Origin of the sequence: Kutzneria chonburiensis (assembly GCF_028622115.1) — a bacterium.
Classification (GTDB): Bacteria; Actinomycetota; Actinomycetes; order Mycobacteriales; family Pseudonocardiaceae; genus Kutzneria; species Kutzneria chonburiensis.
Window position 1 is genome coordinate 7,938,017 of the sequence record NZ_CP097263.1, and the last position, 24,675, is coordinate 7,962,691.

Annotated in this window: 29 protein-coding genes and 1 pseudogene; 20 read left to right on the forward strand and 10 right to left on the reverse strand. The window is 68.6% G+C overall.

What is annotated here, in order from left to right:
• Nucleotides 1-30 precede the first annotated feature (30 nt).
• The 20 genes and pseudogenes from M3Q35_RS36845 to M3Q35_RS36940 all read left to right on the forward strand — a co-directional run bounded on the left by M3Q35_RS36845 (nucleotide 31) and on the right by M3Q35_RS36940 (nucleotide 17,477).
• Nucleotides 31-1,951: pseudogene (locus tag M3Q35_RS36845) on the forward strand (phage portal protein).
• 3 nt (nucleotides 1,952-1,954) lie between these two features.
• Complete coding sequence (locus tag M3Q35_RS36850; RefSeq protein WP_273937164.1) at nucleotides 1,955-2,677, forward strand: hypothetical protein; 723 nt, start codon at nucleotides 1,955-1,957, stop codon at nucleotides 2,675-2,677.
• Nucleotides 2,678-2,705: 28 nt separating this feature from the next.
• Nucleotides 2,706-3,977, forward strand: a complete 1,272-nt coding sequence (locus M3Q35_RS36855) for a phage major capsid protein (RefSeq protein ID WP_273937165.1) — start codon at nucleotides 2,706-2,708, stop codon at nucleotides 3,975-3,977.
• A complete protein-coding gene (locus M3Q35_RS36860) occupies nucleotides 3,977-4,162 on the forward strand; it encodes a hypothetical protein (protein WP_273937166.1) in 186 nt (61 codons plus the stop codon). The genes M3Q35_RS36855 and M3Q35_RS36860 overlap by 1 nt, the downstream gene beginning before the upstream one ends.
• Nucleotides 4,162-4,716, forward strand: coding sequence for a hypothetical protein (locus M3Q35_RS36865; protein WP_273937167.1), 555 nt, complete (start codon nucleotides 4,162-4,164; stop codon nucleotides 4,714-4,716). The genes M3Q35_RS36860 and M3Q35_RS36865 overlap by 1 nt, the downstream gene beginning before the upstream one ends.
• Nucleotides 4,716-5,048, forward strand: a complete 333-nt coding sequence (locus M3Q35_RS36870) for a hypothetical protein (RefSeq protein WP_273937168.1) — start codon at nucleotides 4,716-4,718, stop codon at nucleotides 5,046-5,048. The genes M3Q35_RS36865 and M3Q35_RS36870 overlap by 1 nt, the downstream gene beginning before the upstream one ends.
• Before the next feature lie 3 nt (nucleotides 5,049-5,051).
• The gene (locus M3Q35_RS36875) at nucleotides 5,052-5,378 is read left to right on the forward strand and encodes a hypothetical protein (RefSeq protein ID WP_273937169.1); all 327 of its coding nucleotides are present in this window, start codon (nucleotides 5,052-5,054) and stop codon (nucleotides 5,376-5,378) included.
• Nucleotides 5,378-5,779 (forward strand): hypothetical protein, encoded by a 402-nt coding sequence (locus tag M3Q35_RS36880; protein ID WP_273937170.1) that lies wholly within the window; start codon nucleotides 5,378-5,380, stop codon nucleotides 5,777-5,779. Before M3Q35_RS36875 ends, M3Q35_RS36880 begins: the two co-directional genes overlap by 1 nt.
• Complete coding sequence (locus M3Q35_RS36885; protein ID WP_476408942.1) at nucleotides 5,779-6,453, forward strand: phage tail tube protein; 675 nt, start codon at nucleotides 5,779-5,781, stop codon at nucleotides 6,451-6,453. Before M3Q35_RS36880 ends, M3Q35_RS36885 begins: the two co-directional genes overlap by 1 nt.
• Nucleotides 6,454-6,535: 82 nt before the next feature.
• Nucleotides 6,536-6,907 (forward strand): hypothetical protein, encoded by a 372-nt coding sequence (locus M3Q35_RS36890; protein ID WP_273937172.1) that lies wholly within the window; start codon nucleotides 6,536-6,538, stop codon nucleotides 6,905-6,907.
• Between the two features lie 71 nt (nucleotides 6,908-6,978).
• Nucleotides 6,979-7,290: a hypothetical protein gene (locus M3Q35_RS36895; RefSeq protein ID WP_273937173.1), complete on the forward strand. Its 312-nt coding sequence runs from the start codon at nucleotides 6,979-6,981 to the stop codon at nucleotides 7,288-7,290.
• The gene (locus M3Q35_RS36900; RefSeq protein ID WP_273937174.1) at nucleotides 7,259-11,218 is read left to right on the forward strand and encodes a tape measure protein; all 3,960 of its coding nucleotides are present in this window, start codon (nucleotides 7,259-7,261) and stop codon (nucleotides 11,216-11,218) included. The genes M3Q35_RS36895 and M3Q35_RS36900 overlap by 32 nt, the downstream gene beginning before the upstream one ends.
• 15 nt (nucleotides 11,219-11,233) lie before the next feature.
• On the forward strand, nucleotides 11,234-11,974 hold the full coding sequence (locus M3Q35_RS36905) for a gp53-like domain-containing protein (protein ID WP_273937175.1): 741 nt from the start codon (nucleotides 11,234-11,236) through the stop codon (nucleotides 11,972-11,974).
• Nucleotides 11,975-11,976: 2 nt separating this feature from the next.
• On the forward strand, nucleotides 11,977-13,401 hold the full coding sequence (locus M3Q35_RS36910) for a hypothetical protein (RefSeq protein ID WP_273937176.1): 1,425 nt from the start codon (nucleotides 11,977-11,979) through the stop codon (nucleotides 13,399-13,401).
• Nucleotides 13,401-14,510 carry a DUF5047 domain-containing protein gene (locus tag M3Q35_RS36915; protein ID WP_273937177.1) on the forward strand — a complete coding sequence of 370 codons (1,110 nt, stop codon included), beginning with the start codon at nucleotides 13,401-13,403 and terminating at the stop codon, nucleotides 14,508-14,510. The genes M3Q35_RS36910 and M3Q35_RS36915 overlap by 1 nt, the downstream gene beginning before the upstream one ends.
• A 1-nt stretch (nucleotide 14,511) precedes the next feature.
• Nucleotides 14,512-14,736: a hypothetical protein gene (locus M3Q35_RS36920; RefSeq protein WP_273937178.1), complete on the forward strand. Its 225-nt coding sequence runs from the start codon at nucleotides 14,512-14,514 to the stop codon at nucleotides 14,734-14,736.
• 58 nt (nucleotides 14,737-14,794) lie between these two features.
• Complete coding sequence (locus tag M3Q35_RS36925; RefSeq protein WP_273937179.1) at nucleotides 14,795-15,118, forward strand: hypothetical protein; 324 nt, start codon at nucleotides 14,795-14,797, stop codon at nucleotides 15,116-15,118.
• Nucleotides 15,119-15,128: 10 nt separating this feature from the next.
• Entirely contained in the window at nucleotides 15,129-16,268 is a 1,140-nt protein-coding gene (locus tag M3Q35_RS36930) for a LysM peptidoglycan-binding domain-containing protein (RefSeq protein ID WP_273937181.1), read from the forward strand.
• 13 nt (nucleotides 16,269-16,281) lie between these two features.
• Nucleotides 16,282-16,581 (forward strand): hypothetical protein, encoded by a 300-nt coding sequence (locus M3Q35_RS36935; RefSeq protein WP_273937182.1) that lies wholly within the window; start codon nucleotides 16,282-16,284, stop codon nucleotides 16,579-16,581.
• An 11-nt stretch (nucleotides 16,582-16,592) separates the two neighbouring features.
• Entirely contained in the window at nucleotides 16,593-17,477 is an 885-nt protein-coding gene (locus tag M3Q35_RS36940) for an adenine nucleotide alpha hydrolase family protein (RefSeq protein WP_273937183.1), read from the forward strand.
• On the opposite strand, the gene M3Q35_RS36945 is transcribed toward M3Q35_RS36940, so the two are convergent.
• The 10 genes from M3Q35_RS36945 to M3Q35_RS36990 form a co-directional block, all read right to left on the reverse strand.
• The gene (locus M3Q35_RS36945; protein WP_273937184.1) at nucleotides 17,444-18,679 is read right to left on the reverse strand and encodes a pentapeptide repeat-containing protein; all 1,236 of its coding nucleotides are present in this window, start codon (nucleotides 18,677-18,679) and stop codon (nucleotides 17,444-17,446) included. The genes M3Q35_RS36940 and M3Q35_RS36945 overlap by 34 nt on opposite strands.
• A gap of 141 nt (nucleotides 18,680-18,820) precedes the next feature.
• Nucleotides 18,821-19,321 (reverse strand): Imm1 family immunity protein, encoded by a 501-nt coding sequence (locus M3Q35_RS36950; RefSeq protein ID WP_273937185.1) that lies wholly within the window; start codon nucleotides 19,319-19,321, stop codon nucleotides 18,821-18,823.
• A gap of 2 nt (nucleotides 19,322-19,323) precedes the next feature.
• Nucleotides 19,324-19,728, reverse strand: coding sequence for a DddA-like double-stranded DNA deaminase toxin (locus tag M3Q35_RS36955; protein ID WP_273937186.1), 405 nt, complete (start codon nucleotides 19,726-19,728; stop codon nucleotides 19,324-19,326).
• Nucleotides 19,671-20,165 carry a hypothetical protein gene (locus M3Q35_RS36960; protein ID WP_273937188.1) on the reverse strand — a complete coding sequence of 165 codons (495 nt, stop codon included), beginning with the start codon at nucleotides 20,163-20,165 and terminating at the stop codon, nucleotides 19,671-19,673. The genes M3Q35_RS36955 and M3Q35_RS36960 overlap by 58 nt, the downstream gene beginning before the upstream one ends.
• Before the next feature lie 441 nt (nucleotides 20,166-20,606).
• Nucleotides 20,607-21,002, reverse strand: coding sequence for a hypothetical protein (locus M3Q35_RS36965; protein WP_273937189.1), 396 nt, complete (start codon nucleotides 21,000-21,002; stop codon nucleotides 20,607-20,609).
• Entirely contained in the window at nucleotides 20,999-21,394 is a 396-nt protein-coding gene (locus M3Q35_RS36970; RefSeq protein ID WP_273937190.1) for a hypothetical protein, read from the reverse strand. Before M3Q35_RS36970 ends, M3Q35_RS36965 begins: the two co-directional genes overlap by 4 nt.
• A gap of 47 nt (nucleotides 21,395-21,441) precedes the next feature.
• Nucleotides 21,442-21,930 (reverse strand): RNA polymerase-binding protein RbpA, encoded by a 489-nt coding sequence (locus tag M3Q35_RS36975; RefSeq protein WP_273937191.1) that lies wholly within the window; start codon nucleotides 21,928-21,930, stop codon nucleotides 21,442-21,444.
• Between the two features lie 24 nt (nucleotides 21,931-21,954).
• A complete protein-coding gene (locus tag M3Q35_RS36980; RefSeq protein WP_273937192.1) occupies nucleotides 21,955-22,473 on the reverse strand; it encodes a hypothetical protein in 519 nt (172 codons plus the stop codon).
• A gap of 546 nt (nucleotides 22,474-23,019) precedes the next feature.
• Nucleotides 23,020-23,280, reverse strand: a complete 261-nt coding sequence (locus M3Q35_RS36985; RefSeq protein ID WP_273937193.1) for a hypothetical protein — start codon at nucleotides 23,278-23,280, stop codon at nucleotides 23,020-23,022.
• A 106-nt stretch (nucleotides 23,281-23,386) separates the two neighbouring features.
• Nucleotides 23,387-24,583: a helix-turn-helix domain-containing protein gene (locus M3Q35_RS36990; RefSeq protein ID WP_273937194.1), complete on the reverse strand. Its 1,197-nt coding sequence runs from the start codon at nucleotides 24,581-24,583 to the stop codon at nucleotides 23,387-23,389.
• Nucleotides 24,584-24,675: the final 92 nt, after the last annotated feature.

Here is a 24,675-nt window from a genome sequence, read left to right on the forward strand (position 1 = left end):
CCGCAAGCGCTGGCCGAAACGACGCCGATCATGTCGACCGGCTATTGGTACGCCACCGACGGGTTGACGCTGGAGCGCCTGCACGCCACCTACAGCGCGCTGTACCGGGCGCAGCCGTGGGTGGCCGCGGTGGTCGACAAGGTCGGCAAGCTGACCGCCCGGCTGACCCTGCGCACCTGGGACACCACCCCGGCCACCGGCAAGGTCCCGGACACCACGTCCGACTTCGCGCGGCTGATCGCCAGCCCGTGCCCGACCATGGCCCCGTTCGCGTTCTGGCGGTGGATCGCCTGCACCTACGAGCTGTACGGGGAGACCTACCTACTGAAGGTCCGCGACCGCAACGGCATCGTGCGCGGGCTGCTGCCGATGCACCCGACCCGCACGGCCATCGAGCGCGACCAGGCCGGCGACGAGTGGTACGTGTTCACCCTCGGCATTGCCTCCACAGGGATTCTGCGCGCGCCGGCCGCCGACGTGGTGCCGTTCCGCCGGTGGAACCCAGACAACGTCATGCGCGGGCTGTCGTGCCTGGAGCCGTTGCGGTCCACGCTGCTCAACGAAGACGCCGCCCGGCGGGCAACCGCGGCCTGGTGGCGTCGCTCGGGGCGGCCGTCGGTGATCCTGTCCACCGACCGCAAGCTGTCGCCGGACGGGCGGACCAACCTGAAAGCCGCGTGGGACGCGGCGCAGGGAGGGGTGGACAACGCGGGCGGCACGGCCGTGCTGGAGGAGGGCGTCACGCCCACCATCGTTCAGCTTTCGGCCGAGGAGATGCAGTACATCGAATCCCGGCGGTTGAACCGGGAGGAAGTGTGCGGCGTCTTCGACTTCCCCGCCCGCGTTGCACATCCTGGACCACGCCACGTTCTCCAACATCTCCGAGCAGATGCGCAGCGTGTACCGGGACAGCATGGCCCCCAGGTTGGAGGACCTGGAATCCGTTGTGGACTTCTACGTCCGCGCGGAGTTCGGCCCCGGCAAGGCGGCCAGCTTCAGCTTGGACGAGGTGCTGCGCGGGGACTTCGAGACCCGCGCGACCGCCGTGCAGCAGCTGGTCACCAGCGGCGTCATGATGCCGTCGGAGGCGCGGCCGATGTTCGACCTGGCCGACGCCGGGCCGGTCGCCGACCGGCTGTACGCCAACGCCGCGCTGGTGGAACTGGGCAGCAACAAGCCCACCCCGCCAACCATCGACGCCGGGAAGCCGGCGCCGGAGCTGCCGGCCGCCGCACCGAAGCCGGCCGGCGGCAACCGCGCCTACCGGGCGCTGATGGGTCGGCTGGGCCGCGTCAAGGCGGCCGGCGCCGGCCCCGCCCGGCAGGCCCTGGTGGACGAACACCGCCGCCAGCTCGGCGCGTACATCGCCGCCCAGGCTGTCCTCGCGCACACCGCCGTGTCGTCCGGGTCCGCCGACTTCGGCGGCCTGGCCGACGACGACACCAACGCGGAGCTGGCCGAGGTGCTGTTGGCGCTGTCGCTGGCCACCAGCAAGACGTTGGGCGACCAGGTCGCCGACACCCTGGGCGGGTCCTACGACGACGGCGTGATCCGGGACTGGGTGAGCGCGAACGCGACGGAATCCGCGGGGCGGATCAACGCCGCCACGGTGGACGAGCTGGTGGCGCTGGTCGACGACGCCGACGACCCGGCCGCCGCCGTCGCCCGCTACTTCGACGAGGGCATGGGCGGTCGCCTGGACCAGATCTCGCAGTCCCGCGTGGGCGTCGTCGGTGGCCTGGCCGAACAGGTCGCCGCCCGCCAGGCCGGCGCGATCACGAAGACCTGGACGGTCACCAGCGCCCGGCCGCGCCCGTCGCACGCCGCCATGCACGGCCAGACCGTGCCGCTGGGCAAGCCGTTCAGCAACGGCATGGACGGCCCCGGCGACCCCGCGGGCGGCGCTGACGAGGTCGCCGGGTGCACCTGCACACTCAGTTTCAGGGGATGAACCATGGGCGTACTGGTCAAGGCCATTGCCACCATCACGCCGGGCGACGACGACGCCGAACAGCCCTCCGGGTCGTTCCACGTCGTGCTGTCCGCGCCGACCAAGGACCGTGACGGGGAGACGCTGCTGCCGGAGGACTGGAAGCAGCCGTTGCCCGACCACGTCACGTTCGACACCGACCACGGCATGAGCGTGGCCACCACCGTCGGGTCCGGCGTGCCGTCGCTGGAGGATGACGGAACCCTGCACGTGCGCGGCACCTACAGCAGCCTCAAGCGGGCGCAGGAGGTGCGCACGCTGGTCAACGAGGGCCACATCCGCACCACGTCGGTTGCCTACATGACCGACAAGGTGCCGCAGGACGACGGCAGCACCCGCGAGGTCCGGGAGCTGCTCAACGGCGCGTTCGTCGCCGTGCCGTCCAACCGGGACGCGCTGGTGTTGGCGTCCAAGGCCCTCAAGGAAGGCCGGCGCAACAACACCGCCGACGCCGAGACGATCCAGGCGATTCACGACCACGCCGCAAACTTGGGTGCCTCGTGCGCACCCTCGGGCAAGTCCTTGCACGGCAAGGAGACTGCCACCACGCACGACGAAGACCCGGACGAGGACACGTCCGCCGCCACGGAGTCCGCCGCCGCTACGGCCGCCGCCGCTGACACCGCCGCCGCCGACGAGGTCGAGGTTCGGGCGCTTTCCCTGCGGTTGCAGGGAATGGCCACCTGATCAACCCCCTCATGCACCTGGAGGGACCATGTCTCCTGTTCTGGAGGCACGTACGGCCATGCGCGCACTGGCGCTCAAGGCCAAGCATGTCGTGGATGACAAGGACATGGCGATGGCGGACAAGAAGTCCGCCCTGGTCACCCTGTCCGAAGAGATGCAGAAGCACAGCGACACCATCGAGGTCTACGAAAAGGCCGCGCTGCTGTGCAAGGGCGGGGACTCCGCCGAGGACAAGGACCACCCGCTGATTCCGGCGCAGCGCCGGTCGCTGGGCGAACAGCTGGTGGCGTCCAAGGGCTACGCCGAGCTGGCCGCCGCGGTCAGCCCGGACGGCGGCCGCAAGCGGTTCGGCACCACCGTGGAGGTCAAGTCCACGCCGACCCCGCCGCCGGTGATCAACGAGGGCACGACCGTGGGAGCGGGCGGGTTCCTCGACGGGGTCGCCGCGCCGCTGATCCTGCCGAACTACCAGCAGCAGATGGTGGAGCTGCTGTTCCCCGAACTGAACATCGCCGACCTGTTCGCGCAGGGCAGCACGTCCAGCCCGATCATCACCTGGGTTGAGGAGACCGAGTTCGTCAACGCCGCGGCACCGGTCGCCGAAGGCGAGCTGAAGCCGACCTCGTCCGACGCCGTGGAGCGGCTGTTCGAGCAGGTGGGCAAGATCGCCCATTTGCTGCGGATGACCGACGAGATGGTGATGGACGCCGAGCAGTTCAAGTCCTTCCTGGACTCCCGGATGAACCTGGGGATCCGGCTCAAGGAGCAGGACGGGCTGATCAACGGCACCGGCTACCCGGGTATCCGCGGCCTGCTCCAGCACGCGGCCGGCTTCCAGACCGCCATGTCCGCCAACGGTTCCACCAACGTGGCCGTCACCGCGGACACCATCTTCAGCCAGATCACGGCGGTGCGGTGGAAGGCGTTCATGGAGCCCGACACTGTCTTGATCAACCCGTTCGATTGGGAACACATCAAGCTGGGCAAGGACGCCAACGGCCAGTACTACGCCGGTGGTCCCTTCCAGGGCGCGTACGGCGTCGGATCGTTCACGAACGTGGATTCCCTGTGGGGTAAGCGAGTTGTCCTGACCCCCACCCTGGCGCAGGGCACCTGTGTGGTCGGCGCGTTCAAGGCCGGCGGCCAGATCTTCCGCCGCCAGGGGATCGTGTCGGAGATGTCGAACAGCAACAACGACGACTTCGAACACAACAGGGTGACCATCCGCGCTGAGGAGCGGCTGGCGCTGGTCATCTACCGCCCCGCGGTGTTCGGCATCGTCAACCTGGCGTGGTCGTGATGGGCGAGCGGATCGCCACCGAGCCGGCGAAGCCGTCCGACGAGCACCCGCCCACGGTCTACCAGTCCACCCGCTACGCCGCCAGCACGTCGGCGCAGGACAAGGCAGAGACCAAGGTCGTGTCCGCATCGGACAGTGAGCCGAAGGCGTCGCCGGTGACGGTGGAGACCAAGAGCGAGGACTGATGGAGACGCCGTTCGCGGAGCCGTCGGCGCTGGTGGCCTACTTGGGCTCCACCCTCAGCCTGGACCGCGCGGCCATGCTGCTGGCGCACGCCTCCGACATCATCCGAGGCGTTGCCCGCCAACAGCTCCACCTGGTCGAGGACGACACCGTCACGCTGGACCCGCTGGGCCAGGTGGTGCTGTTGCCGGAGCTGCCGGTGCTGGCGGTGTCGTCCGTGGACGTGCTCGTGAACGGCATGTGGTCACCGTTCGCGGGCCGGTGGGTGTGGTCGGCCACGGGGACCGTGCGCGCTGTGCCGTCGCACTGGTGGCCGACCACACCCCGCTCTGTCCGGGTCACCTACGACCACGGCTACGACCCCATCCCGTCCGACCTGGCCACGGTGTGCGTGTCCCTGGCCGCGCGCCTGGCGGTCAACCCTGTCCACTTGCAACAGCAGACCGTCGGCGGCGTACAGGTCCGGTTCGCCCCGTCGGCGGCCGGCGAAGGCGGCGTCCTGGACGACGTCGAGCAGGCCATCGTGGACCGCTACTCGGTCGCCGGGGTGGCGTGATGCCCCTGCCGCTGGGCAACCAGACCGTCACCCTGGTCCGCCGCGTGCGCGCCGGCACCGACGACTACGGCGAAGACGTGTTCACCACCGAGCGCGTCATGGTGGAGGGCTGTTCGTTCCAGCCGGTGTCCAGCGCCGAGCAGCTGGGCACCGCCGACCGCGTCGTGACCCGGTATCGGCTGTTCGCCCCGCCGGGCACCGACCTGGACGCCGTGGACGCGGTCGAGGTCGCCGGGCAGTCCTGGGAAGTCGACGGCGACGCGGAGAACTGGCCGGACCTGGCCGGCGCCGCGCATCACGTGGAGTGCTACCTACGCAAGGTGGAGGGCTGAGCGGTGGCGTTCGAGTTCAAGCCCGACAGCGCCGGCCTGCGCGAGTACCTCAAGACCAACCCGGAGCTACGGGCCGTGCTGGAACGGGTCGCCCGCACCGGGCTGGCTTACGCGCGCAGCATCGCCCCCGTGGGCGACCCGGCCACCGATCCGGACTCCGGCGCGTACCGCGACAGCCTGTACGCCGAGATCCACGTCAGCCCGTCGCGCATGTCCGTGCGGGTCGGCAGCACCGACTACAAGCGGTACTGGGTGGAAAACGGCGCAGCGCACATGCCCAAACTCCGTGTGCTGGGCCGGACGCTGGACCACATGGCGAAAGACATCTGATGTTCGCCGATGTCGAAGCCGTGGTGGTGCGGTACCTGTCCGCGTTGGACATCGGCCGGGTCACCACCCGCACCCCCGCGAACCTCGCCGACGTGCTGCCGCTGGTGATGGTCAACCGCGTCCCGGGCGGTGGCGGGGACGACGGGATCACCGACGTGGCGCAGCTGGACGTGGACACGTTCACCGCCCGCGACCCGTCGGCCCCCGGCCGCGGCGCCGCACACGACCTCGCCGAACAGGTCCGCGCGGCGATGCTCGCGTTGCGACACAAGGCGGTCGGCGGCGTGCTGGTGGACACCGTGGAGACGCTGACCGCGCCGTGTTGGGTCGACTACGCCGACGACCGCCTGAACCGGTTCGTAGCCACCTACGAGCTGTCGCTGCGCGCCCCACTGTTCTGATGTCCCAAGGAGATCCTCGTCATGCCTACTGCAACGTGGGACTCGCTGTTCGACGGCCGTCCCGAGCTGATCCGGAAGATGCTGTTTGGCAGCGTCTTCGTCAAGGACTACGACCCGGCCACCAGCCTGGCCACCTTTTCCCCTTCGACGCCACCACCGGCGGCCTGGACGCCACCGCGCTGGGCACCGGCTGGACCGACCTGGGCTACCTCGATGAGTCGGGCGTGGAGTTCACGCCGACGTTCACCACCGCCGACACGATGGCCTGGCAACTGCGGCTGCCCGGCCGCACCGACGTCACGGCGGACAACGAGTCCGCCAAGATCGTGTGCCTCCAGTCGGACCCGGCCGTGGAAGCCCTGTACTACAACAAGCCGCTGGCCACCGCGCCGACGCTGGGCACTTCCGGATACAAGATCACCAAGGACAAGACGCCCAACCTGATCTACCGGAGCGCGCTGTTCATCGGCGTGGACGGCTCCGGGGGTTCCGTGCAGTACGCGGCAAAGCTGTACCCGATGTGCCTGATGACCAAGCCAGACAAGCAAAGCTGGCAGGCCAAGACCGAGAACCAGTTCACGATGACGCTCACCCCGTACTGGGACTCGGTCGCCGGCTTCGCCATCGCCACCTGGCACGACGGCCCCGGATGGCGCGCATACGCCACCCCGTGATCTTCCCTACCTGGGTGGGGCGCGCATCCCTGGCGGGTCGGTGCGCGCCCTGCCCGGCTGACCCGCCGAGAGGAAAACCGTTGTGAGCAAGCCGAACCGGCGCAGGATGCGCCGCGAGGAACTACACCAGCAGGTGTCCGAGGCCACCGGGATGGAACCCGGCCTGGACCTGGAATGCGACGACGGGACGGTTGTCACCGTGCCGCACCCGTTGTTCCTGGGCGACGACCACCAGGCCGTGCTGGACGAGCTGCGGCAGGCCGGCGCGGGCACCATCGCCATGGCCAAGGCCATCGTGGGCGAGGCCGACCACGCCCGGCTGCTGGAATCCGGCTACGCGTCCACGGATGTCATGCTGGCCTGGTTGCTCATGCAGCGTGACATGTCCGGGGTGCTACCGGACGGCCGCCCTACACAGTCGCCGATGTCCTCGGCGACCATCCCGAGCGCGTAGAAGCCGACCTCGCCCGGTTCTACCCGCGCGACGCCGACCAGCTGGACGCGTTCTGGCGCGGGGAGATGTCGTTGCGGCGCTTGCGGGTGTTGGTGCAGAACCTGCCCGCCGAGTCGGCGACGGCCCGCGCGGTCATCGGGCACGACTGGACGCCCGAGGCGCTGCTGCTGGCCGACCTGGTCGACGTCGTGCGGTTCCTGCGCGCCGAGTGGCTGATGGCGCACGAGGCGAACCCGGACCGGCCCGAGCCGATCCTGCGGCCCGGCGTCACCACCGCGCAGGACCGCCGCGACGCGCAGCGCGCGGCACATGATCACGTGATGTCCCAACTACATAGCAGGGGCGTAAGCGATGTCGTCGAAGGCCGGCAGCCTCTACGTTGAGGTCGTCCCGGTCGTCGTCGGCGTCGCCGAGTCCATCGTCCGCGACGCCGCCCAGCAGATCACGCAGGCCGGCAGCGCCCTGGGCGAGGCGCTGGGCGGACGCATCGTCAGCGCCACCACGGAATCGTCCAAGAACCTCGGCGAAGTCGTTGCCAAGCAAGTGATCTCGGTCGCCGAGGCCACGGGCGTCAAGGCCGGCGACGAGCTGGCGGACGGCATCGTGGCCGGCGCGACCAAGGCCGGCGACACCGCGGGCAAGAAAATCGCCGAGGGCATCGGCGACGGCGCGACCCGTGCTACCGCGTTGCTCAAGCAGGTCAACAAGAGCTTCGACGACGTCGGCGTGACCTCGGCGGCGTTCAGCGAACGCCTGTTGCGCCAGGCCGGCCAGACCACGTCCGCCATCGGCAGCGCCAGCAGCTCGGTGGACAAGCTGGGCGTGGAGATGACCGGCGCGGCGTCGACCACCGAGAGCGTGTTCGCGCGCATCGGCAGCGCCATCCGCACCGGCGCGCTGGCCCCGCTGACCTCGGCGCGGGACACGTTGCAGCAGTACGGGTTGACCGCGGGCACCGCGTTCACGCTGGCCGGGGTCGCGGCCGCCAAGATGGGCATTGCCTTCGACGCCGCCGAGGAACAGTCCCTGGTGGCGTTCACCACGATGTTGCACGGCAGCCAGGCCGCCGCGCAGATGGTGGACCAGCTCAACACCTTCGCCGCCCAGACGCCGTTCGAGCTGGGCCAGGTCACCACCGCCGCCCAGCAGCTGCTGGCCTTCGGCTTTCAGGCCAAGGATGTGCTGCCCACCCTGACCGCCATCGGCGACGCCGTCAGCGGTCTGGGTGGCGACGCCGGGATGATCGACCGCGTCACGCTGGCCATCGGACAGATGGCCGCCAAGGGCAAGATCCAGTCCGACGAGATCTTGCAGTTGACCGAGGCAGGTATCCCGGCGCTGCGGATCCTGGCCAACCAGATGGGCATCACCACCGGCGCCCTCCAGGACATGATCAGCAAGCCCGGCGGCCTGGTCGACGCCGGCAAGGCGATTCCCCTTCTGCTGCAAGGCATCGAGAAGGGCACGACCGGGGCGGCAGGGTCCACGCAGGCGTTCGCCGGCATGATGTCGGCGCAGGCCCAGACCCTGACCGGCATCTGGTCCAACTTCACCGACAACGCCAACCGGGCGCTGGGCCAGCTGTTCGAGCCGGCCATGCCCGCCATTAAGGCCGGGCTGGGACTGCTCACCGACGGCCTGGGCCAGGTGCCCGCGGTCATCACCGCCGTGCGCACGGCCGCGGCGCCGGTGTTCGCCTACCTGTCGCCGGCCTTCGCCGACCTCGGCCGCTTCGGCGGGCAGCTCGTCGTGGTGTTCGGCAACATCTGGTCGGCCGCCCGGCCGTTCGCCGAGCTGCTGGGCGGGCTGCTGCTGTCCTCGCTGCGCCAGGCCGGCGCGCTGCTGGCCGACGTCGTCGGCCCCGCGCTGGAGCGGGTGTCCGGTTGGCTGCGCCCGCTGATGCCGCTGGTGGTCGCCGTGGCCGCCGCGTTCGCCACCTGGGCGGTCTTCGACACCACGTTGACGTTGCTGGCCAAGGGCTTCCTGCTCGTGCGCTCCGCCGTGACCGGGGTGACCATCGCGTGGCGGGCGCTGGCCATCGCCTTCGACGCCAACCCCATCGGCATCATCATCCTGGCCGTGGCCGCCCTGGTGGCCGGCCTGATCTACGCCTACAACAACAGCGAGACGTTCCGCGCTGGCGTCCAGGCGGTGTTCGGGGCGCTGGTCACCGCGGCCGTGGCGGTCAAGGACGGCGTGGTGGTCGCCCTGCACGCGGTCGGCGACGCCGCCGTGTGGGTCTGGCGGACCATCCTGGTGCCGTTCTGGGACTTCGTGCAGTTCGGCGGCCAGCTGGTCGTTGCGGGCGTGCGCGCCTACCTCGGGCTGTGGGTCGCCGGCTTCCAGCTGGTCGCCGCCGCCGCGGTGTGGCTGTGGCGCACCGTCCTGGTCCCGGTGTTCGACGCCATCGGCCTGGTGTTCCGCGTTATCGGGGCCATTCTGTTCACCATTCTCGTGGCCCCGTACGTCATTGCGTTCCACCTTCTGCAGGACGCCACGATGGCGTTGTGGACGCACGCCGTCAAACCGGCGTTCGACGCCATCGGCGCATTGTTCGGCTGGATTCACGATCACGTCATCGCGCCCATCGTCGCCAAGATCCGAATGCAGCTGGAAATCTGGCAGATCGCCATTCAGCTACTGTGGACGCAATACGTGAAGCCGGCGCTAGACGCCATTTCCGACGCCTTTCACGTGGTGGCCGATTGGGTCGGCCGGCGGGTGGACGACGTCGTGGCCGGCTACCGCATGTGGCAGGCCGCCAACCGCGAATTGTGGGAGCGCTACCTCAAGCCCGTCCTGGACGCCATCGGCGACGGCTTCCGCGTGGTCGCAGGCTGGATCTCCGATCGGGTCAACGACGTGGTCGCCGGATACAACCAGTGGCGCGACGCCATGGGCGACCTGTGGACAAATCACGTCCGCCCGATCCTCCAGGCCATCGGGGACGGTTTCAACTGGCTAGTTGATCACACGATTAAATTCGTGGTGGACGGCGTCAAGTCGTACCTGGCCGATTGGGGCCTGGCCGCCCGGCTGCTGTGGGAGGACTGGCTCCAGCCCGCGTTCGCCAAGATCGGCGACGCGGTCGGCGTCGTGGGCCGCGCTTTCGATTCCGCCGTCAGCTTCATCAAGACGTGCTGGGACAAGCTGGTGGATATCTGCCGGACGCCGATCAAATTTGTGATCGACACCGTCTATAACCACGGCATCGTGCCCACCTGGAATTACATTGCCGGCATTTTCGGGCTGGGCAAGCTGGACACGTACCAATTCGCCGGGGGCGGTGTCGTGCCCGGCTACGCGCCCGGCGTGGACAGCGTGCCGGCCTGGCTGTCGCCCGGTGAGTCCGTGCTGACCCCGGAGGCCACGCGGCTGCTGGGCGTGGACTTCATTCTGGCGCTCAACGCGATGTCCGGCCGCCCGCCCGGCGGCCTGGTCGGCGGCGAAGTCCATGCCGCGGGCGGCATCGGCGACTTCCTGGGCGGCGTCTGGCACGACGTGACCGGCGCGGTGTCCTCGGCGTTCGGGTGGCTGGCCTCGATCGCTGGCGACGTCACCGGCGGCGTGCGGCAGCTGTTCGCCAGCGTGCTGGGCGACGCCGACCGCACCCCGGGCACGGACAGCCCGTGGCGGGACGCGGCGAAGTCCCCGCCCGGCAAGGTGGTCAGCGCCGTCATCGACAAGGTCAAGTCCTGGTTTGCCAGCTCCGATTCGGGCGGCACCCCGTATGCGGGGCCGATCGGGTCGGGCGTGCAGCAGTGGGCGCCGCTGGTGTTGCAGGCCCTGGCGATGCTCGGGCAGCCCGCCACCTGGCTGGACACCGTGCTGCGCCGGATGAACCAGGAATCCGGCGGAAACCCCAACGCCATCAACAACTACGACATCAACGCGCAGCGTGGCGACCCGTCGCGGGGCCTCATGCAGGTCATCGGCTCCACCTTCGCCGCCTACCGCTCCCCGGCGCTGCCCAACAACCTCTACGACCCGCTGGCCAACATCTACGCGGGCATGAACTACGCCATCCACGCCTACGGGTCGCTGGCCGGGATGAACCGGGCGGGCGGCTACGACAACGGCGGGATGCTCCAGCCCGGATTCACCTTGGCATACAACGGAACCGGCCAGCCCGAACCCGTGCTGACCGCGTCCCAATGGGACAGCGTCCGCACCGCGGCCAACTCCTCGGGCACCACCAGCCTGACCGGCCGCCTGTACCTGGACTCCGGGCAGTTCCTCGGCGTCGTGCGCGGCGAAGTCGGTGCCGCACAAGACGCGCTGGGCACCGGAATCGCTCACCGCACCCGCTAGCAAGGGGTATCAGCCATGACGTACGAACAGCGGGCGCCGCGCGACTACACGTTTGGCACGCTGGGAACCGCGGTCGCCGTGTCCGACACGACGGTGTCCAGCACCGCCTTGGCCACCCTGGGCACCGGCTACTCGGCGACCCAGTACCTGCCGCTGGTCATCCATGACCCGTCGCGTGGCGCGTACGAGATGGTCTGGGTGACCGGCCACGCCGCGGCCAGCCAACAGGTCACGGTCGTGCGGGGTCGCGAGGGCACGACAGCGCAGGCGTGGGCCTCCGGAACGCAGCTGGTTGCCGGACCGTCCACACGCGACGGTCTCCAGGCGCTGACCCGCGCCACCTTGCCGGCCGATCCGCACCTGGGGATGCGGGCGCTGGTGGGGGACGAAAGCGTGGTTGTCGAGCGCACCGTCGGCGGCTGGCAGCCGTCGGTGGGCATCGCCAACCCGGCCGACGTCGGGCCGATCATCAATGGTGGCAGCGCCTACCCGCCCGCGAACGCCGTGATTCTGGTCCGGGGCGGCTACTGGAACGGCCCGTCCGACGCCAACGGCAACAGCACGGTCAACTACCGGACCCCGTTTCCCAACGCGACGATTGCGGTCACGATCCTGTCTAACGCCTACGTCTCCGAAGGCCCGTTCGTGACGTGGGCGTCGAACGCGGCGGGGTTCAGCATCACGTCGTTTCAGGCGTCCACCGTGCGTCTGGCCAACGCCACCGTGTCCATCAGCTACATCGCCATTGGCTACTGATCATGGCCTGGGACGACTCGGCCTACGGCGTCGGGACCGTCGCCGGCACCATCGCCAACCTGGCCGTGCCTGGGCAGCAGCCCGCCCCGCCGATCCCCGGCGGCACCACGCTGTTCACCTACACCGCGCAGACCCCCGTAGCCCCCTGGTCCTACTGGGGATGGTCGGCCGGCGGCGTCGTGGGGCTCTACCCGGGCGGGGGCGTGGTCGTCGCGCCGGCGCCGGCCAGCGGCACCGTGTCGGTCACCGCCTGGTGGCCCGACGCGCCCAACGTGCTGCTGGTCCGGATCACCCCCGACGGCACCCGCACGCCGGTGCGCGGCGCATACCCGCTCACCGCTGGAGCGAGTCGCCGAAACTACAGCCCCAACCCCTCGTTCGAAGCCGGACTCAACGGCTGCGCCGCGGGCACCGGAAACCCGACGCTGACTCAGATCAGCCGTACCGGTGACCCGACCGCTGGGGCCTACGCCCTGCGCGCCACCGTCGCCGCGGCCGGCACCGACGAGGTGACGCTGCCCAGCGCGCTGTCCGGCGGCGTCGTCGTCACCGTCGGCGTGGACCTGCGGCTGTCGGCCCGGCCGACCGCGCTCACCATCACCGTGCAGTGGACGAGCGCGACCGGCACCGGCCTGCCGTCCACGTCGGTCACGCTGACCGCCGACGCCGTCAACCCGTCGGTCGCCCAGTGGGCGCGGCAAGTCGTCACCGTCACCCCGCCCGCCACCGCCGCAACCTCCGCCCTCAAGATCACGGCCACCGGGATGCCGGCCGGCGGCACGCTGGACGTGGACCGGGTCACGCTGGAGCAGGCGGCCACCGACGGGTCCTACGTGGCCGGCGACTCCACCGGCGGCGTGTGGACCGGCACCACGGCACTGTCCACGAGCGTCATCGCCCCCGTGCTGACCGTCGCCGACGGCGAGGCCCCGCTGGACATCGCGCTCACCTACGAGGTGTACAACCCGGCGATCACCGGCGGCCGGGTCAAGGCCACCCCGGTCGTACTGGCCTCGACGGACACCGCATGGTTGACGCACCCCGCCACCCCGGCCGCCCCGCTGGCCTGCCAGCCCACCGTCACCCCGGCGCTGGTCCGCGGCCTGGACCAGGCCGTGTTCCGCGTGCTGGGCCGCGCCAACCCGGTGGTCGTGTCGGCCGCCAAGCGCGTGGCCCCGTCGGGCACCTTGTCGTTGTCGGTGACCAGCTTCGCCGCCCGGGACGCACTGCTGGCGCTACTGGCCGACGGGTCGCCGCTGCTGCTGCGCACGCCCAGCGCCTACGGCTACGGCGCCGGCCTGTGGCTGGCGTTCGCCGACGTCACCGAGGACCCCGGCCCGCTGGCCACCTGGCAGCAGACGCGCACGATCACGGCCCCGTTCCAAGTCGTCGACCGCCCCGCCGCGGCCAACTCGGTCATCGTCTGATGTGGCCACTGACCGCGCTTGCGGCGCAAACCCTGACCAGCAGCCACCAAATCGCCGTCCGCGGCACCGCCTATACCGCGGCGCTCGGGGTGCTGACCGACCTGCCGATCAGCGGCGGGTCGGTCACCGTCGCGTCCACCTCGCAGGTCCGCCGCACGGCGTCGGTCGACATCGCCGACCCCGCGCTGTGGCCCGCCAACCCCCTGGACATCTTGAGCCCGTTGGGGTCTGAGCTGGCCATTGAGTACGGCGTGGTGTTGCCCGGCGTCGGCATCGAGTGGGTGCCGCTGATCCGCGGCGTCATCAACTCCGCCTCCCGCACCCGCCCGGTGGCCTCCGGCCAGGGCGCGGTGACGCTGGTCCTCAACGACCGCTCCAGCCGGGTGGCGGACGACCGCCTGGACTCGCCCGCGCAGACCATCGCCAACGCCACGGCGGTCTCCGAGATCACCCGTTTGATTCAGCTGACGTTGCCGTCAGTGACCGTCACCGACCGGACCGGGTCCAGCCAGGTGGCGGTCACGCTGGACATCGCGCGGGACAAGTGGGCCGACGGCGTGGAGAAGCTGGCCGACTCGATCGGCGCGGAGGTCTTCGCCGACCCCCTGGGCAACTTCGTCATCCGCAACCAACCCCAGCTCACCGACCCGTCGGTGTGGACGGTGGCCACCGGCCGCGGCGGCGTGCTGGTGCAGAAGGACGAGACGCTGACCCGCGACCTGGTCTACAACCGGGTGGTCGCCAGCGGGGCCACCACCGACGGCACCGCGCCGGTGTGGGTCGGCGTCTCGGACCTGGACCCGAACTCGCCGACCATGTACGGCGGGCCGTTCGGCCGCAAACCGCGCTTCTACACCAGCCCGTTGTTGACGACCACGGCGCAGTGCCAGACCACCGCGGCGGCGCTTCTGGCCCGCACCAAGGGAATCCAGGCCACCGTCACGCTGGCCACGATCACCAACCCCGGCCTGGACGCCGGGGACGTGCTGCTGGTCCGCGACGGCATCACGGTAGAGGCGCACATCATCGACCAGGTCACCATCCCGTTGCGGCACACCGACATGCAGCAGATCACCACCCGGGTGATGACCCTGCCCGCGGAGTCATGACATGGATCCGATCAAGGCGTTGGACGACCGGTTGAACGCGCTGCGCGACAACCTGGTGACCACCGCGACCGTGTCCGGCACGTCCGGCACGAAGGTCATCGTCACCATGCAGGGCGCGTCGCTGACCCTGCCGCGGCTGACGTCCTACACCCCGACCGTCGGGGACGTCGTGATTGTCCTGACGGCCTTCCCCGGTGCGTGGCTCGTGCTCGGCAAGCCCGCCTAGCCACACCGCATCCGGCGTCCGCCGGTGCTTCACCCTGACCACCCCAAGGAGCTTCACCATGGCATCGTCCCTTGCCCAGGTTGCCTACCTGGCTGGGTTTCCCGACTTCCTGAACCGCATCGAGGCCGCCATGGTCACGGCCGCGGTCGCCATCGGCAACGAGGGCACCAACGCCGGCACCGAGTACGAGCGGCTACGGCAGGCCCTGGCGACCAACGTTCTCCAGAACCGCGTCCACTACGCCGACGCGTTCGCCTGGCCCGTCGCGGCCAACCCGGTGATCACCGCCGACTCCTCCGACAACGACCTCCAGTACACGGTCAACAGCGTCTGGGACGCGGTGGCCGGCGCGGGCATTCCGCCCGCAACCCAGTCTGCGTAAGGAAAAACGCATGGACTACGGCATTGACGTCAGCATGTATAACGCCATCGCTGACGCAAACGCGGTGCGCGCCAACAACATCACCTATGCCTGGTGCAAGGCGACCGAGGGCGTGGGATGGGTGGACCCGTCCTTCGCCGCCAAGGTCGCCCAGCTGCGCGCGGCCGGGATCGTGGTCGGGGCCTACCACTTCATGCGCGCCGGGGACCCGGTCGCGCAGGCCCAGGCGTTCCGGCAGGTCGCCGGGGACGCCGGCTGCCTCAACGTCGGGGCGCTCATGCCGATGGCGGACATGGAGGCCGCCGACGTGCAGGGCAACGCCAACGACATGGTGACCCGCTTCTACGACGCGCTGGGCGTGCAGCCGGTCGACTGCTACGGCAACGTCAACTGGTGGACCAACTACCTGGCCCCCGGGGCGTGGGGTAACCGCAACATCCTGGGGCACATCGCCCAGTACAACGGCGACCCCGGCAACACCTCGTGGAGCTACGACCACGCCGCGGTCCACCAGCACACCTCGGCCGGGGTCGTGTCCGGGATCCCCGGCAACGTCGACCGGGACGCGACGCTGGGCGCGTACTCGTTGCAGGCCATCACCATCGGCAACACCAGCCCGCCTCAAGGGCCGGTCGACGCGCCGACGCAGAACCGCTCCGACGCCGACACCTGGACCGTGGCGGCCGGGGACACCTTGTCCCGCATCGCCTCGGCGTGGGGCGTCACGGTGTCCGCGGTGGCCACCGCGAACGCCATCCCCAACGCCGACCTGATCTACGTCGGGCAGGTCATCCACCGGCCCGGCACGGCCGGCGCCGCACCCGCACCGGCAGCCAGCGCCGACACCTACACCGTCGTGTCCGGGGACACGCTGTCGGGCATCGCCGCGGCGCACGGCACATCGGTGGCCACCCTCGTGCAGCTCAACGGGATCTCCAACCCCGACCGGATCTACCCCGGCCAGGTGATCCAGCTCCCCACAGCGACGGTTTCTGCTGCGCCGCAACAGGTCTACGTCGTGCAGTCCGGCGACACGCTGGGCGCAATCGCCGCGCGGCTGGGCTACCCCGGCGGCTACCCGGCGCTGGCCGCCCGCAACGGCATCTCCAACCCCGACCGGATCTACCCCGGCCAGCCCATCTACTACTGAACGGGGGTCCACGATGGACAGCGCTACCCGCCCGCGTCCGATCCTGGCCGCCATCACCTCCGGCGGAACCCTGATCACCGCCGTGGGCACGCTGCTGGCCGGCCTGGTGGCCTTCGGCGTGCTCAACAGCGAACAGGCCAGCGCGATCAACAACCTGGTCGCCGCGGTGCTCACCGTCATCCCGCCCGCCACGGCCGTACTCGTGCAGCTCCACATCCTGCGCACCGCCGAACCGCAGGTGACGCCCGTGGCCGATCCGCAGGACACCGACGGCACCGCCCTGGTCCGGCCGCTCGCGGCCCCGCCGAAGTAAGGCCGGCGCCGATGACCAACCCTGATGTCACCGTGCTGTCGCTGGGCGCGGGCGTGCAGTCGTCCGCCCTGGCGCTGCTGGCGTGCGAGGGGCAGCTGCCCAAGCCCGACGCCGCCATCTTCGCGGACACCCGCTGGGAACCCCGCGCGGTGTACGAGCACCTCGACCGCCTGGCCGTCGCGCTGGACCGCGCCGGCATCCCGCTGTACCGGGTGTCGTGGGGCGACCTGCGCGCCGACACGATGGACGAGACCAAGTACCTGCGGCTGCCGGCCTTCGTCAAAGGCCGCGACGGGCGCGCGGCGATGCTGCGCCGGCAGTGCACCGAGCGGTACAAGGTCGAGCCGGTCAAGCGCCAGATACGGCTGTTGCTGGGCGCGAAGCGCTCCCGCACCGGGGCCATCCTGTCCCCGCCCGCTGGGCGCACCGCCGTGCAGTGGATCGGCTTCAGCACCGACGAGATCGGCCGGGTCAGCAACCACCACGGCACGCCCTACCTGACGTCCCGGTACCCGCTGCTGGACCTGGGCTGGTCCCGGCAGGACTGCGAACGCTGGCTGACCAGCAAGGGCTGGACGGTGGCGAAGTCGGCGTGCATCGGCTGCCCGTTCCACGGCAACCGGACGTGGCGCGAGCTGCGCGACCAGCACCCCGCCGAGTGGGCCGACGCCGTCGCTTTCGACCACGCCCTACGGGCACGCACGTTCGTCGGACCCATCCAGCAGCCGTACCTCCACCGGTCGCTGCTGCCGCTGGACGAGGCCCCTATCGACAAGGTCACGGCCGCCGAGTTGCAAGAGCGGCAGCTGAGCCTGGCCGATGTCGAGCTGGAGGAGAACGGCCCGGCCGACGGCTGCTCGCCCTACGGCTGCCGCTCTGGCGACTCCGTCGATTGAATCTCTTCAGCTACCTCCTTACTACGAACAAATCGAATAATTCGCTTTTCTTCACCTTCCACGGATGTTGTCGCCGCCTCCAGCGCCCACCCGCCGGGCAAATATATTTCACCCGGAAAGAGCATGCTAATTCTGGCGTCACTAAAGTCTGGCATGTCACGAAACTTTGCGGCATAAAATTTTGGGGGACCCTCAAACGTGGCGTTGCGAAACAGGCTCGCTCCGGCAAATATGGCACCTTCGAAGCCGGCGACCAAGGTAACCGTTATTTCAGCAAAAGAAACATCCTTCTCGAAAGTCGCCATATCAAATCTGGCGTTCAAGCCAAAGGTGGCACCTTCGAATATCGCCACGTCCGCAAATCTGGCTCCGCCAAACGTTGTGTAGCCACGAAACTGAACACCGTACAGGTAGACTGGGGCTAGAAATTGCGCCTTCTCAAAGGTTGCCTCATTTGCAATCCAAGCCCCGCGCAGCTCTGTCGACCGCCCTTTAAATACTGCGCGGTCGAAGTTGACGGTCTTTAGTCGGGCATTATGCAGGTTGAAGTCAATCAGTGTCGCTCCAGACAGGTCCAACTCAAGCCAATCCCAGTACTTGGGGTTCGGTTCACGGTCAAGATTAAGGATGTGCATACTTGCCCGTACATGGTCGTATAGTATTCGCTGGGCGGCCTGCCGCACGTGATGTTCTTGATCGAAATTATCCTGAATTGCCCGCCATTCGGACTTGGAAAACCCCTCTGCCTCCGGCAGCTCGTAACGCATTCGAAGGTATGCGCATATAACGTTTACCACCGTCTGTCGTAGATGCCGGTGGTCTGCACCGAGACGCTCAAGCGCGTATAGCCCGCCCAGTCGCACCGCGGCCTTGTCTGAGCCTAGTTGCTCGACCGCGCGGCCGTACAATTCGGTAATTCGTCGTTCTGTCGCATCTCGCTCGGTGGCCACCTGGGCGGCATAGCGATCCTCAGAGTCACGCTCCGCTGCGCGTTGGCGACGTACACCGAGCCACAATGCGAACATTGCGCCGAGTCCGCCAGCTACGGTGAGACCGATCTTTACCGCATCGAAACGCTCAGAAGCGTGCTCTGCGTCCGTAAGGTGCTCAAAGTTGTCTAGCTCCAACCACAGTCCACCGGTAATCGCAATAGCGATGAGCAGTGCGACGCCGATCGAGACCGGAACGAGGTCCCGCCGCATCGGCGCTAGATGACTTCGACTCTGCGTCGCCGGCGCCGCTGACGAGTCCTTGGTGGAGTCGGATGCTGCCATGCCCACATGGTCGCAGGAGACGCTCCGCGTGCTACGTCATCTGACACACACGGTCTTGGCCGAGCTGTGTCAGTCGGTGATCAGATGGAAGCCGGCGAACTCCGGCATGTCCGGCGTCAACCAGTCCGGCAGCTGCCGCACCTCGAAGCCCCACGGCTGCCACTGCACGCTGGTGGGCTGAGCGCCCGTCACAATGTGTTCGGCCATCGCGCGCTTGGCCTCGGCCGGCGGCAGGTAGGACGACCGCGGCCAGTACATCGGCGGGTCGTTGTCCCCGTTGTCCACCAGCAGCGGCGCATCCTCGAACGGCTGGGGGTTCAGGCTGCGTTCGGCCGTGCCGGTCCACGACAAGGCCACGTAGCCGGTCGCCGGAGCCACCATGAACTCCACCCCGTCCGGGGCGTCGGGCCGTCCAAGGACACCGTGGTTCCACCGCTCCGGGTCCTCGTCGGGCGTGCACAGCACGGTCAGCAAGTCCGCGACCTCGGCCGGGCTGGGATCATGGAGCACCCAATCGCCGCTGCGGTAGTAACGCCGCCCGACGTTTCGCAATACCTCAATGTCCGCCATCCTCAGCCCTTCTTCCCGCGGCCCCTGATCACGAGCGGTTTCGCCACGCCACGCCGCCACACCCGCATCCGGTACCCGGCGGGCAGGATAGCCGCGGCGGCCTGTGCGCACCCGGGCGGCTTCCGTCGGTTGCCCGGCGCGTAGTCGTCGCCGCAGACGAAGTCCCTGTTGGTCACCACGTCCACGTCCTTCTTGCCGTTGGCCGCCGCCCACACCGCCGCCTTCGTCTCCGCGTGGCTGGCAGCGTCCCGCATCGCCGTACGCTCCGCGCTGTCGGTGACGGCGTTCCCGGACGTGCCGACCTCGCCGTTGGCAATCATGCGTTCGATCACCTGCCTGGCGGCGGCAGTTAGCGCCGGGTCGACGCCGCTGTTGACCTGCCAGTCCGCCCCAGCCGCGTCGAACACCAGCGCCTCGGTGGGGCGGCCGTCTTTCCATTCCGTGAGCTGCGCGCCAACCCGGGCAGCCCATCCATGATCACGCTGTTCCGGGGCGGCGCCGGGGAGTTGGCCGGGTGTGCCCTGCCCTCGATCGGGGCGCGTGCGGCCCGCGCGCCCGGCGGCACGGTGGTGCCGTCCGGGTTGATCAGCGACCCCACGATGGTGCTCACCTTGCCGAGGATGGCGTGCAGCGCGTCGTCCACCTCGCCGGCCTTGCTGATGGCCATGGCCATGTACTCGGTGGCTTCTCGGGCGTCCTGGTCGTGGCTGCCGGCCGTCGCTTCGGTCAGTCCCGTGTAGGCGTTTCTGAACGCCGTCTCCGCCTCGCCGGTGGCGCGGCCGGCGCGCTCGACAGCACCGGCCACTTCGCCCAGCGCGAACAGCACCTCGCCCACGTTCGCCACAGCTGCCCCCAGTCACCGACGCACGGGCATCGTAAGCGGTCCGAACAGCGTGCACACGACGCCGCCCCCACGTCCACAAGGAACGTGGGGGCGGCGGCATCGTCCTACTCGTAGATCGGTCGGAGGTCGTGGTCGCACTTGTCGCAGTGAATCCACTTCCGGTCCATCGGGTCGTAGGCGGTGGTTAGCCAGTCCTCCGGGTGGTCACAGTCGGGTCCGTCCTTGGCCACTGCTCACCGCTCGTGAAAGATGACGGTCTCCGGATGCTTCCCGGTCCCGTCGCAAATCTGGCAGACCCCGCCACTGCACGCTCCGCACGCCTTCGGGTCGTGGGGTGTGCCGTTGCCGCAACATGAGCACGTGTCCCCCTTGTTGGCGACGACGTCGCCCTCTCTCCACCAGGTCACAGTCTTGTCTTTCGGTCTGGGTGGCTTGTCTGGCCTACGTGGATAGTCCGCCTAGCTTGCGGTGTGGATGCTTCTCCGCGAGCTCCTCACATTGGGCGTAGTAGACGTCCATGATCTTGGCGATTGCTTCCGGCGGCAGTGATGTGCGCGAGTCGCACACCGGAGCACCATCCCCAAATTCCCCGTATGCATCGCCCGGCTCCCACACCAGGATGCTGATGGGAACGAGCCCGTCACCGCCTTCGGCGGCGAGCCGTTGAACCAGCTCGTTGTGATGGTTGCGCATGTTTTCGGCCTGCCGCCCCTCAAGCTCTTGGATGTACGCGGGGTACTCGGGCGAATCCCACTCGCGTGGGGTTGGCATGGCGGTGGCCCTTTCGCTGGTTGGGTTGGTGTTGCGCGTAACCGGCAGCGCGGGGGCGCTGCTCACTTCGCGCGCCTCTGGCTATCGGGGATCGTCCGCTTCTCGCCGCCCTCAAGGACGGTCCACCGATCGCTGTTGCCGTCCCTCGTCCGGCGCAGGAAACCGCCACGCTCCAAGGCGTTCGCGCACGCCAGCACGTGAGTTACCGTGTTCAGCCCCGGCGGCGGGCCGGATAGGTGGTCTGGCCGCGTCCACAGGTTGACCATCTGGACAAGGTCAACCCTGCCGACTGCGCCGTCGGCCACCTTGCACAAGATCGTGTAGAGATCGTAAGTCCCTTCCGGGTATGACGAATCGCTTAGCTCGCTTGATATCCACGCTGGGATCGAACACAAGAGGCTGTGCTGCATCGCTGCACCCTCGGTCGGTTCGACATACGGTGTCCAGTCGATGATCATGCGGGTCCCTGCGGTCGACGTGACTGGTTGTGGGGCCGGTGCGGCGTTCACACGCTGGGCAGCACGCCCACCGGCCTGCCTCGTCGCCGCCGGTTGCTGAGGTTTCCCTTGACCTCCACCGGATCCCTGGTCGACATGCTGCGCCTCAGGTACTCCCCGACGCCCTCACGGTCAGAGCGCAGCTTGGTCAGCGCCTCGTTCACCATGGCCTCCAGCTCCTCCGGGCTACGCCGCTCCAGCACGGTGTCCAAGTGGGATGGTCGGCGCTTCTCCTTTGTGTCGTGTACGTCGTCGACCATGACGGCGGCCAGGTGCGCGGTGATGGCGGTGACGCTGTGCTGGGCGCACTGCCACTCCAGCGGCACCTCCACTTCGACGTTGTCGTGCAGACGAATGGTGAACTCGTGCGCTTTGCCGCTGCGACCGCCCTCGCACATGTAGGTCACGACCTGCGACGGCTGGCGGTCCATGTATCTGCTGATGTCGTACTCGCGCAGGTGTGGGACGTTGTCCTGCACCTGTGTGGCTGTTGCCATGCGCGCCAAAGGATTCCTCCCCAGTCATGTGGATTGTGCTAGTTCCCGGGCCAGGATGTTCATGGTCCAGCACTCGCTACAAGGTGCACCGTCCATAGTGGTAACTCGTTCGATTTCGCCTGGTGCAAAAGGAATCCCGCACAGCGACACCATGCGCGACGGCGAGGCCGACTCCAGCGTCAATGGGACGGTGTGGATGGTCCGCAGGCTCTCGTCCTCGCCGTCCAGCTGATCGGCCTTGAGGCGGACGTAGATCAGGGGCCGCAGGTCGTCCTTGGCCGGCACAGGAAGGGCTTGCGGCAACGCGCCGTTCATTCGCGCGTACTCGGCGGGATCTGCCTCCGCACGTTCGCAGTCAGGGCACCGCTCGGCTTGCGGCCCAACGTCGCCGTCGGTCATGACGTAGACAATCCGGCCGCACAGGCAGTCGTAGAAGTCGGCCGATAGTTCGCCGTCGCCTGCGATGCGTACGGCGTGCGACTTCGCGGCCTCGTTCGCCGGGGCCAAGACCACTGACGTGGCCCATCGATACTCGGGCAGCACAGTCAGTCCTTAATCGTTGGTACGCCGGGGGCGCACGGGTCCGCCGTCATCACGTGCGCCCCCGGCGTGGTCTGGGTGCCGCCCCGGCCGTGAGCTGCGCGCGCACAGGTACGCGGCTTCATACGCGCCGAGCGACGCGCCGGGGCGGCGTCCACGATGGCGTCCGTCCTAGGTTTCGGAACTGCCACAGCGGACTGACCGGACGTCGACCCCTCGGGGGGCTTGGGAGCCACAACGACGTCCGGGGTTTGCGCCTGGTCGCCCTGTACGGGAGAGCACGCCGCCGCCACGCCGTGCGGCGGCTGGGCGACCAGGCCGGAACGGACGCACGCGCGACCGAGACGCGCAGCGTGCGGCCGGAGGTATTGGCGGGCGCGGCGGAGCTGCTGGCGCAGGACGCGCCAGCAATGCGCCACATATGCCCGCTTGTCGCCGGGCCGGTGCGCGGCCGGGCAGTGCACCCGGACCCACACGAAGCCGGCCAGGCCGATGCAGAGCGCGCCCGCGGCACCGACGGCCAGGACGGTGATGAACGGGGACACGGCCTCATCGGGCATGGCGTGCCCCAGGCCGCTCGGGCGCAGGCTGTTGCCCTGGCTGCTCGGCGGACTCGTCCAGCAGTTCGTCCACGCGCGGGCTGACTGCGCGGAGCTTCTTGATCACCGCGACGATGCCCAGGCCGGCGACATAGACGACGGGCGCGGCGAGGCCAACCCCTATAACGAGGGAGACAGCGTCCCGGCCCGCATTGGAGTATTGATCAACCGCAGCCGACAGGACGCCGGTGAGGTTGATCAAGCCGGCCATCGTCGCCCCTTGCATCGTCGCTGGTCAGTGGTACTGCTGCGACGAAGCTAGGGTCGTTACTAGCGAGTAACCCGGACTGTCAGTCTGGGTAGACGGCCAGTACGGTTTACACAGCGATGCCAAACTTCGTAGCGAAGGCGACACCTTGTTGAGCGACCGTGGAACGCCCGCGGTGGACGATGGTGCTCAAGACGCGCTGCGCTGCCGGGCGGTACGACACGTCCTCGGGGGCTTCATCGCCAGCGGTCTGAAGCGTCACCAGTGCGCTGCCGTAGTCACGGCGTAGTTCGTATCCCCTGGCCTGCTCTAGCAGGAACGCAACGCGGCGTTCGATCGACAGGCTTGCAGGCGGCACGATCCGTTCGGCCAGACGAAGGGCTTCTGCCACTTCTCCTGTTTCGTTCTCCACACTTACCGCACCTATCGCAACGCTGGTTGGCCCGAACGCGGTCCATGCCGTGTTGCGCTCCCCGGTTACCTTCGCCAACTTGTCGGCATCACGTAGACGGTCTCGGGCGGTCCAGCCTTGGCCGAGTCGAGCGCCGGCCACCGCCGCCACGGACAGCAACGCGCCCTGAAGAGCCAGTCCGTCCAACGTTGCTCCGGCGTCGTCAGCCTGAAGTTTGGAAAGTGCTTGAATCGCAACAGTTTCAGACCCCTCCGCATCGTTCTCGGCGAGGAGCACGTGTGCCATATTCCAAGCGGAAGCAGCACGTGGCAACGGTCGTCCGAGCTTCGAGGCCGCCTGTTTCGCGCGGTCGGCGGCGAGGAGCGCTGAGTCTGTTCGCCCGAGCCGCTTGCTAACCGTCCGCACCAGGCTGTACAGCTCGATTGCGGCGAGCGTCGCCATGTCTTGGTCTTCATCATCGCGAAGTAGCAACTCGGCGTTCGTGATGAGTTGTGGCAGCGCACCACTCACCTTGCTGTACCGCTGGTGTGAGTGCTGCCAACTGTCCCAAGCGGCGTGAACCTCGCTCCGAAGTTCCGCCGACGTGTCGAAGCGGCGCGTCTCGGGCAACGGCAGGGTCAGGGCTCGATGGATGTTCCTGGCAGCTTCGACCGGACGGACCGGCGGCAACGAACGCGACTCCTGTTCGTTGAGCAGCGCACCCGCTGGCTTGCCGAGCGCCTTTGCGATGGCCAGCAACACCTGCAAGGTCGGGAGCTTCTTGCCCCGCTCAATTTGGTACAGGTAGTCAGGAGTGATGCCACTGAGTCCCGCAACGACGACCTGCGTCTGGTGGTTCGCCTCCCGCTCGAAGCGGATCCGCTCACCGATCAGCCTAGCCAGTTCGTTGTCCATGTTCTTGATCCCTCGTCACCCCAGTTGACCAGGGAATACCGTACGCCCACGGCTGGGCTGAGGGAACGATGGCACACTGATCGACATGTCCC